This window comes from Streptomyces sp. NPDC048002 (genome assembly GCF_040653275.1).
GTDB lineage: Bacteria > Actinomycetota > Actinomycetes > Streptomycetales > Streptomycetaceae > Streptomyces.
In genome coordinates this window covers 61,077-68,478 of the sequence record NZ_JBEZNL010000043.1, presented here as the reverse complement: position 1 = coordinate 68,478, position 7,402 = coordinate 61,077, and the positions used below count along the sequence as shown (strand labels likewise).

Annotated in this window: 6 protein-coding genes; 4 read left to right on the top strand and 2 right to left on the bottom strand. The window is 70.8% G+C overall.

What is annotated here, in order from left to right; genetic code table 11:
* Positions 1-121: 121 nt before the first annotated feature.
* Together AB0E07_RS34020 and AB0E07_RS34015 are read right to left on the bottom strand one after the other, a co-directional pair.
* Positions 122-781 carry an isochorismatase family protein gene (locus tag AB0E07_RS34020; RefSeq protein WP_362260745.1) on the bottom strand — a complete coding sequence of 220 codons (660 nt, stop codon included), beginning with the start codon at positions 779-781 and terminating at the stop codon, positions 122-124.
* Between the two features lie 19 nt (positions 782-800).
* On the bottom strand, positions 801-1,505 hold the full coding sequence (locus AB0E07_RS34015; RefSeq protein WP_362260743.1) for a DUF2470 domain-containing protein: 705 nt from the start codon (positions 1,503-1,505) through the stop codon (positions 801-803).
* Positions 1,506-2,116: 611 nt separating this feature from the next.
* On the opposite strand from AB0E07_RS34015, the gene argB reads away from it, so the two are divergent.
* From argB to AB0E07_RS33995, 4 genes are all read left to right on the top strand, one after another.
* Positions 2,117-3,064, top strand: coding sequence for an acetylglutamate kinase (gene argB / locus AB0E07_RS34010; protein WP_362260741.1), 948 nt, complete (start codon positions 2,117-2,119; stop codon positions 3,062-3,064).
* A 116-nt stretch (positions 3,065-3,180) separates the two neighbouring features.
* Complete coding sequence (locus AB0E07_RS34005; RefSeq protein ID WP_362260739.1) at positions 3,181-4,566, top strand: SidA/IucD/PvdA family monooxygenase; 1,386 nt, start codon at positions 3,181-3,183, stop codon at positions 4,564-4,566.
* 63 nt (positions 4,567-4,629) lie between these two features.
* Positions 4,630-4,839, top strand: a complete 210-nt coding sequence (locus tag AB0E07_RS34000) for an MbtH family protein (protein WP_362260737.1) — start codon at positions 4,630-4,632, stop codon at positions 4,837-4,839.
* Between the two features lie 923 nt (positions 4,840-5,762).
* Positions 5,763-7,379, top strand: a complete 1,617-nt coding sequence (locus tag AB0E07_RS33995) for a tryptophan 7-halogenase (RefSeq protein ID WP_362260735.1) — start codon at positions 5,763-5,765, stop codon at positions 7,377-7,379.
* The last annotated feature ends 23 nt before the right edge of the window (positions 7,380-7,402 follow it).

The following is a 7,402-nucleotide window of genomic DNA, read 5'->3' as shown; positions in this document are numbered from 1 at the left end:
GGGGCCCCCCCCCCCGCCGCGGGGGCAACCCCCCCCCCCCGCGCCCCCCCCCCTCCCGAGGTGGCCGGGGGGGGCCCGCCCGCGGGGCGGCCCCCCGCGCCGCACTTCGTGGGCGACCGCTTCAGACCGCGGCGGACCGGGCGGTGCCCGCGGTGAACGCGGTCACCACCGAGTCCGTCGCGGTGACCGTCGCGCACGTGCCGGCCAGCCAGCGGACGGCCATGTCGTGGTCGTCCCGGGTCCGGTCGATCAGGGCGTCGGCCACGACGAAGGGACACAGGTCCTCCATCCAGGCGTCCGCCGCGGTGAGCAGGATGTCCGTACGGGCCAGGGCGCCGACGACGATCAGCTGGTCCCGTCCGAGTTCCTTGAGGCGGGCGCCCAGCCGGGTGCGGGCGAAGGCGCTGTACTGCTTGGCGGTGAACACCGTGTCACCGGTCTGCGGTTGGACGACGTGCGCCACGGCGCGGGCCTCGGCCTCGACCGGCGGTTCCGACAGGGTGCGGCCCGGTGCGTCCGGCCAGGTGGCGACCCGCTGGCCCTGGCCGCGTACCACGTAGACGATGGGCACCCCCGCGGACCGGGCGGAGCGGGTGATCCGGCCGATGTTGGCGAGGAGTTGGGCGACGGGGGCCTGGTCCTGGAGGCTGCGCAGCAGGTAGTTCTGCACATGCTGGACCAGGAGAGCGGACCGGCCGGGCTCCAGGCTCCACGGCGGTCCTTCGCCCGGCAGCGAGGCCGCGGTGGGCATGGCGTAGGAGGCGGTACGCGGCGGGATCATGGGTCCGGCCTTTCTTGGCTCAGGTCAGCAGGCGTCCGCTGTGGGCGAGGCGCCGGGCGGTGGCCAGCAGAGCGTGGATCTGGGCGCCGACGTGGTCGATGTGGTGCACGGGCTTGTTGAACGGCAGCCGTACGTCCGTGTGGGACCGCGAGCGTTCCAGACGCAGCGTCAGGCCGTAGCGGTCGATGCCCACCGGCAGTGCGCGCCGTATCCCTCGGCCCGGGTGCGGGCGGACCAGCCGCAGCAGCAGGGGGACGAGTTCGGGGTGCTCGTCGATCAGGTGGGTCAGCATGCCGGCCTCGCTGGCCGCGACGGGGTCGGTCTCGGCCTCCTCCAGTTCCTGGAGGGTGACGTACACGCGGCCGTTCTCGTCCTCCAGCACGCACTGCCCGAACTCCATGCAGGTGCTGTCGGTGGACTCCGGCTCGTACGGCGCGGCGAGCAGTCCGGTCACGGTGACGCGGGCCCGCAGTCGGTCGCGTACGGGCGTGGGGGCGACGTCGGTCAGTTCCAGCCGGACGGGCACGCGCCCTTCCGGCGGTGTACCCGGGCCCTCGAAGGGCGCGTGGAGATGGACGTGGCCCATGGCACCGGTGCCGTCGAGGCGCCGGACCTCGGTGTGGTGACCGTCCGTCACGACGGTCATGGAGTGCGCGACGGTCAGAATCGAGCGGGCACGCTCGGCGGCTGTCGGCATGGAGGCGCGCAAAGGGGTACGACGCATCCGGATCCTCCCGGAGGTCTAAAGTTAGGGTTGCCTAACCTAACTTACGCCACCCTTTGTTGTCAGTTCAGAAGCGGGTTTCGACCGAAAGTGATTCGACGACCACTGATACGCAGCCATGGCACGCTCCGCTCACCCCAGGGCCGGACGACCCGTCCCCGCAGGTCGCGTGGGGACGGGCCGCCTGTCGCGGGCGGACGGTCGGGGCCGGCCCCGACCGTCGCCGACCACCCGGGGCCGGTGATTCCAGCCGAGGTCGCGACGGGAACGCACCGTCAGCCCGGCCCGTTCCACCGGCACGGCCACCCGTCCTTCGCTCCACGCGCCGGATCCGAAGACACACCACAGCTACGTTAGGCTACCCTTACCTCGCCTGCGGCCGGCCCAACGCGGAGGCCCACGTTTCGAGTTCAGGGGTCGGGCATCCGGGCCCTCGGCTCCCGTTCGGGCGGCACCGGGACGGCTGACGTCCACCTTCCCGAGAGCGGCGCACCCAGTCACCAGCCACCACCGTCAGTTCCGCAGTCCGCGCACGCCGGGCCTCCGCCCGGAACGCCCAAGACGACCCACGGTGTCACCTCCGGGGTCCCAGCGAAGGGACGAACCACGCGATGACGTCGACCTCGACCGAGCGCGCACGGGCCGGGGCGCCGGCCGCACCCACCCAGCCATGGCTGGAGCACTGCCGAGGCAGGACGGTCGTGGTGAAGTTCGGCGGCAACGCCATGGTCGACGAGGACCTGAAGCGGACCTTCGCCGAGGACGTCGTCGCCCTGCGGGCGGGCGGGGTACGCCCGGTGGTGGTGCACGGGGGCGGGCCGCAGATCAGCTCCCTGCTCGCACGGCTCGACCTGGAGGTCCGCTTCACCGCCGGACTGCGGGTCACGACACCGGAGGTGCTGGACGTCGTCCGCATGGTCCTGGCCGGCCAGGTGCAGCGCGAGATCGTCGGCCTGATCAACGCCCACGGCCCGCTCGCGGTCGGGTTGACCGGCGAGGACGCCCACACGCTCACCGCCGTGCGGCGCACGGCCTGGTCGGACGGTGAGCCCGTCGACATCGGCCTGGTCGGAGATGTCGTCGACGTCGCGCCGCAGACGATCAGGGCGCTGCTGGACCGGGGTTGCATCCCGGTGGTGTCACCGCTGGCCCGGGGCGCCGGCGGAGAGGTCTTCAACGTGAACGCGGATCTCGCGGCCTCGGCGCTGGCCGCCGCGCTGGACGCCGAGAAGCTGGTCGTCCTCACCGATGTCGCCGGGCTCTACACCGACTGGCCCAGGAGCACTACGGTGGCGGACCGGCTCGACGCCACCGAACTGGAGGCCCTGCTGCCCCGCCTCACCGACGGGATGGCACCCAAGATGGAGGGCTGCCTGCGTGCAGTGCGCGGCGGCGTGCGCGGCGCCCATGTGGTCGACGGGCGGGTCCCGCACGCTCTGCTGCGCGTCTTCGCCGGTGACAGGATCGGCACGACGATCACGGCCACCGCAGTCGGCAACCCGACGGCTCCGCACTCGGCCGCCGCACCCTCGGGGGACTTGACACCCCCCGCACCATAGGCGATCTTAGGTAAGCCTTACCTAAGATCTTGTGTGCGGTCCCTTACCTCCGCGCCCGTCTCCCGCCCCAGCAGGCGGCGCATCGACCTCGGACGGGTCCTGAACAAAGGACGAGCATGTCAGCAGGGCACGCAGACACGAGGCAGGACGACGAACGACCGGACCACGACCTCGTCGGCATAGGCTTCGGTCCGGCCAATCTCGCACTCGCCATCGCGATCGGGGAACACAACTCCCACTGCGGGAGGGCCCGGACGCTGCGGACGGCGTTCATCGAGCGACAGCGGGAGTTCGGCTGGCACCAGGGCATGCTGCTGGCCGGAGCGACGATGCAGGTGTCGTTCCTCAAGGACCTGGCCACCATGCGCGACCCCGGCAGCCGCTTCACGTTCCTGCGCTATCTCCACGAGCAGGGCCGCCTCGCCGACTTCATCAACCAGAAATCGTTCTTCCCCACCCGCATCGAGTTCCACGACTATCTGCGCTGGTGCGCGGGCATGGTGGACGAACAGGTCCACTACGGCCGGGAGGCGCACGCGGTCCGGCCCTCACTTCCGAACGGCCCCGTCGACAGCCTGGAAGTCCTCACCCGGCCCGCCGGTGGCGCACCAAGTGAGGACCGGGTCCTCCGTACCCGCAATGTCGTTCTCGGCACCGGACTGCGACCCCGGATCCCGGAGGGGATCTCAACCGGGCCCCGCGTGTGGCACAACCGGGACCTGCTCTTCCGGGCGCGAACACTGACGCATCGACCACACCGCCGATTCGCCGTAGTGGGCGCGGGTCAATCGGCGGCGGAGACCGCGGAGTTCCTGCACCGGGAGTTCCCGGACTCGGAAGTGTGCGCCGTGTTCACCCGGTACGGCTACAGCCCCGCCGACGACAGCCCGTTCGCCAACCGCATCTTCGACCCGGCGGCCGTGGACGACTTCTACACGGCACCCGAGGAGATCAAACAGAGCCTGCTGGACTACCACGGGAACACCAACTACTCGGTTGTCGACCCTGACTTGATCAGGCGGCTCTACGAGACCGTGTACCAGGAGAAGCTCGCGGGAACGGAGCGGCTGCGCATGCTCAACACCACCGCGCTGCACGGCGTCGAGGCACTCTCCGAAGGCGTCCGCGTGGTGCTGCGCCGGCTCCTCACTCCCGAGACCCACACCCTCGACTGCGACGCGGTCGTCCTCGCCACCGGCTATCAGCCCGCCGATCCGCGTGAACTGCTGGGCCCGCTGGCCGACGAGTGCCTGACGGACGGTCAGGGAAGGTTGCGGATCGACCGGGACCATCGGATTGCCACCACGCCCCGTATCCGCTCCGGCATCTACGTCCAGGGAGCGGCGACCCAGCACTCCCACGGCATCACGTCCTCGCTCCTGTCCACGCTGGCGGTCCGCGCGGGCGAACTGTGCGACTCACTCCTGCTGGACCTGGCCGAGCGGACCGACTCGCAGGACGACGGACTCGTGCGCGACGGCGACCTCTCCCTACGTGCCTGACCCGTTCGGTCCTCCCCCACCCAACCGTCACCGGACTCAACCCTCGCACAAGGAGCGCACCCCATGACCGCCACCAACCCCTTCGAGGACGACGACGCCCGCTACCTGGTCCTGGTCAACGACGAGAACCAGCACTCCCTGTGGCCCGCCTTCGCCGAGGTGCCCGCGGGATGGACCGTCGCGCACACCGAGGACTCTCGGCAGAACTGCCTCACCTTCGTGGACGAGCACTGGACCGACATGCGCCCGGCGAGCCTGGCGGCCCTTTCCTGACGTACCACCGACACCACTGATCGCGGCGCTGCGCACGAGCCGAGCCACTCGCGATTCCGGCCACGGGTTCGGCGCCCCAGGCCTGGCCGCGGCTTCGTCGAACGGGACGAGGCCGCGGCGCAGGAGCAGTTCCGCGCTGCGCTCGCGGCGGTGAACCCGGAGGCCACCGAGAGGGGCCCCGGCAACGCCCGGAGCGGAGCCGAAGCCGGGCCGCCGACCCGCCTCAACAACACCGAAGTCGCGGACCACCGCGGTCCGCGCCCAGGGCGATCGTCCCGTGGCGCGCCGCAGAGCCGCGCCGCCTTCCACGCACCCGCGGCCGACTTGGCGACGAGGAACTCGCCCGCGGTCACGGCGGCAGTCCTGCAGCACGCACGCGTGCACCTCCCCGTACACCCCGAGGTCGCGGAAGACGCGGTACAGCGGGTTCGCCTTCTCGCGCCCTGCGGCAGAACCGGTCGGCGCCCCCGGCGATGAGCGCAATCGCTTCGACCAGCCCGCGCCGCACCCCGAACCTGCATCTGAGGTGTACGGCGCGAGCGGGGCCCCGAGCACAAGGGGGACCGTAACTCGACCAGTCAGGTGCCGTATCCGCCTCCTCCTCAACGCCGTCGGAGTTCCCTCCTCAAACCCGACGGTCCTCAACTGCGCTTTTTTCTCAGGCCAGTTGGCGACCGTTGACCGACGCATCCATCATCTTTAAGGTAAGCCTCACCTAAGTTTGCGTCCAGGTCGCCGTAGTCCGGCGGACGTTTCGCCGACTCCCGGGATTCCGGCTCACGCACCGCTGCCACGCACGGAAAGGCCGACCGGGACGGCCCGTTCCACGAGCCGCCGCCCCCTCCGCGCGGCCCCTCGGCTCGACAGCGCCACCACGCTCCGCGACCCGGACCGACTCGACTCCATCGTCAGGGAGAATCAACGTGACTACCCCCGCAAGCGCTTCCACCCATGGTGCGGGCACCGCCGACCCTTACGACGTCGTCGTGGTCGGCGGCGGCCCCGGCGGTTCCACCACCGCCGCACTGGTCGCGATGGCCGGCCACCGTGTGCTGCTGCTTGAGAAGGAGTCCTTCCCGCGCCACCAGATCGGCGAGTCGCTGCTGCCCGCGACGATCCACGGCATCTGCCGCTTCCTCGGCGTCTTCGAGGAGATGGAGAAGGCGGGCTTCATGCCCAAGCGGGGCGGCACGTTCCGCTGGGGCTCCAACCCCGAGCCGTGGAACTTCCTGTTCGCCTACTCGCCGCTGATGTCCGGCCCGACCTCCACCGCGTACCAGGTCGAGCGGATGAAGTTCGACAAGATCCTGCTGGACAACGCCCGCCGCCTCGGCGTCGACGTCCGTGAGCGGTGCGCCGCCGTGGCCGTGCTGGAGGACGGCGCGGACGGCCGGGTGACCGGACTTCGCTGGACGGACGAGGAGGGGAACACCCACGAGACCTCGGCCCGGTACGTGGTGGACGCCTCCGGCAGCAACAGCAAGCTCGCCCGCACCGTCGGCAAGCGCAACTACTCCGACTTCTTCCGCAACGTGGCCCTCTACGGCTACTACGAGGGCGGCAAGCGCCTTCCCGGACCGGACGCCGGCAACATCCTCTGCTGCGCCTGGGACGACGGCTGGTTCTGGTACATCCCGCTCACCGACACCCTCACCAGCGTCGGCGCGGTCGTCAACCGATCCCAGGTCGGCACGCTCTCCCGCGACCCCGAGGCCGCCATGGCCCAGTTCATCGAGCGCGCCCCGATGATCAAGGACTACCTCAAGGACGCCACCCGGGTCACCGAGGGCCCCTACGGCGAGCTGCGGGTGCGCAAGGACTACTCCTACGCCATGGAGCGGTTCTGGCAGCCCGGGATGGTCCTGGTCGGCGACGCCGCCTGCTTCGTCGACCCCGTCTTCTCCACCGGCGTCCACCTGGCCACCTACGGCGGTCTGCTCGCCGCGCGCTCCATCAACAGCGCGCTGGCCGGAACCCTGGACGAGGAGCAGGCGTTCGGGGAGTTCGAGCGCCGCTACCGCCGCGAGTACGGCGTCTTCTACGAGTTCCTGCTGGCCTTCTACGACATGCAGCACAACGAGGACTCCTACTTCTGGCAGGCCCGCAAGGTCTCCCAGGCCGAGGTCACCGACCTGCGCGCCTTCGTCGAACTCGTCGGCGGCGTCTCCGCGGCCAACGCGGGCGAGACCGCCCTGATCGACGTCGACACCCTCAAGGAGCGGTTCAGCACCTCCTCCAAGGACCTCGCCGACGCCGTCGACCGCACCGGGCCCGCGCAGAGCGAGAGCGGCGAGCGGATGGGCGAGCTGTTCGGCACCCAGGTCGTCACCGACGTCATGCAGGGCATGAACGAGATCCAGGCCCGCGCCTCCCTCGGCACGGCGACCTCGCTGGAACGCCCGCTGTTCGACGACGGGTTGGTCGCCTCCCCCGACGGCCTGGGCTGGGCCCTTCCCGCCACCGCCACCATCGACGCCACCGCCACCGCCGCCGACACCGACGCCGAGGACACCGCCGCCAAGGGCAGCCCCGTCTCATGACACCGTCGGTCACGGCGCCCAGG

What these genes read in the sequence shown, in the direction of transcription:
- AB0E07_RS34020 (WP_362260745.1), bottom strand. Translation starts at nt 781, where the DNA reads ATGATCCCGCCGCGTACCGCCTCCTACGCCATGCCCACCGCGGCCTCG.
- AB0E07_RS34000 (WP_362260737.1), top strand. Translation starts at nt 4,630, where the DNA reads ATGACCGCCACCAACCCCTTCGAGGACGACGACGCCCGCTACCTGGTC.
- argB (WP_362260741.1), top strand. Translation starts at nt 2,117, where the DNA reads ATGACGTCGACCTCGACCGAGCGCGCACGGGCCGGGGCGCCGGCCGCA.
- AB0E07_RS34015 (WP_362260743.1), bottom strand. Translation starts at nt 1,505, where the DNA reads ATGCGTCGTACCCCTTTGCGCGCCTCCATGCCGACAGCCGCCGAGCGT.
- AB0E07_RS34005 (WP_362260739.1), top strand. Translation starts at nt 3,181, where the DNA reads ATGTCAGCAGGGCACGCAGACACGAGGCAGGACGACGAACGACCGGAC.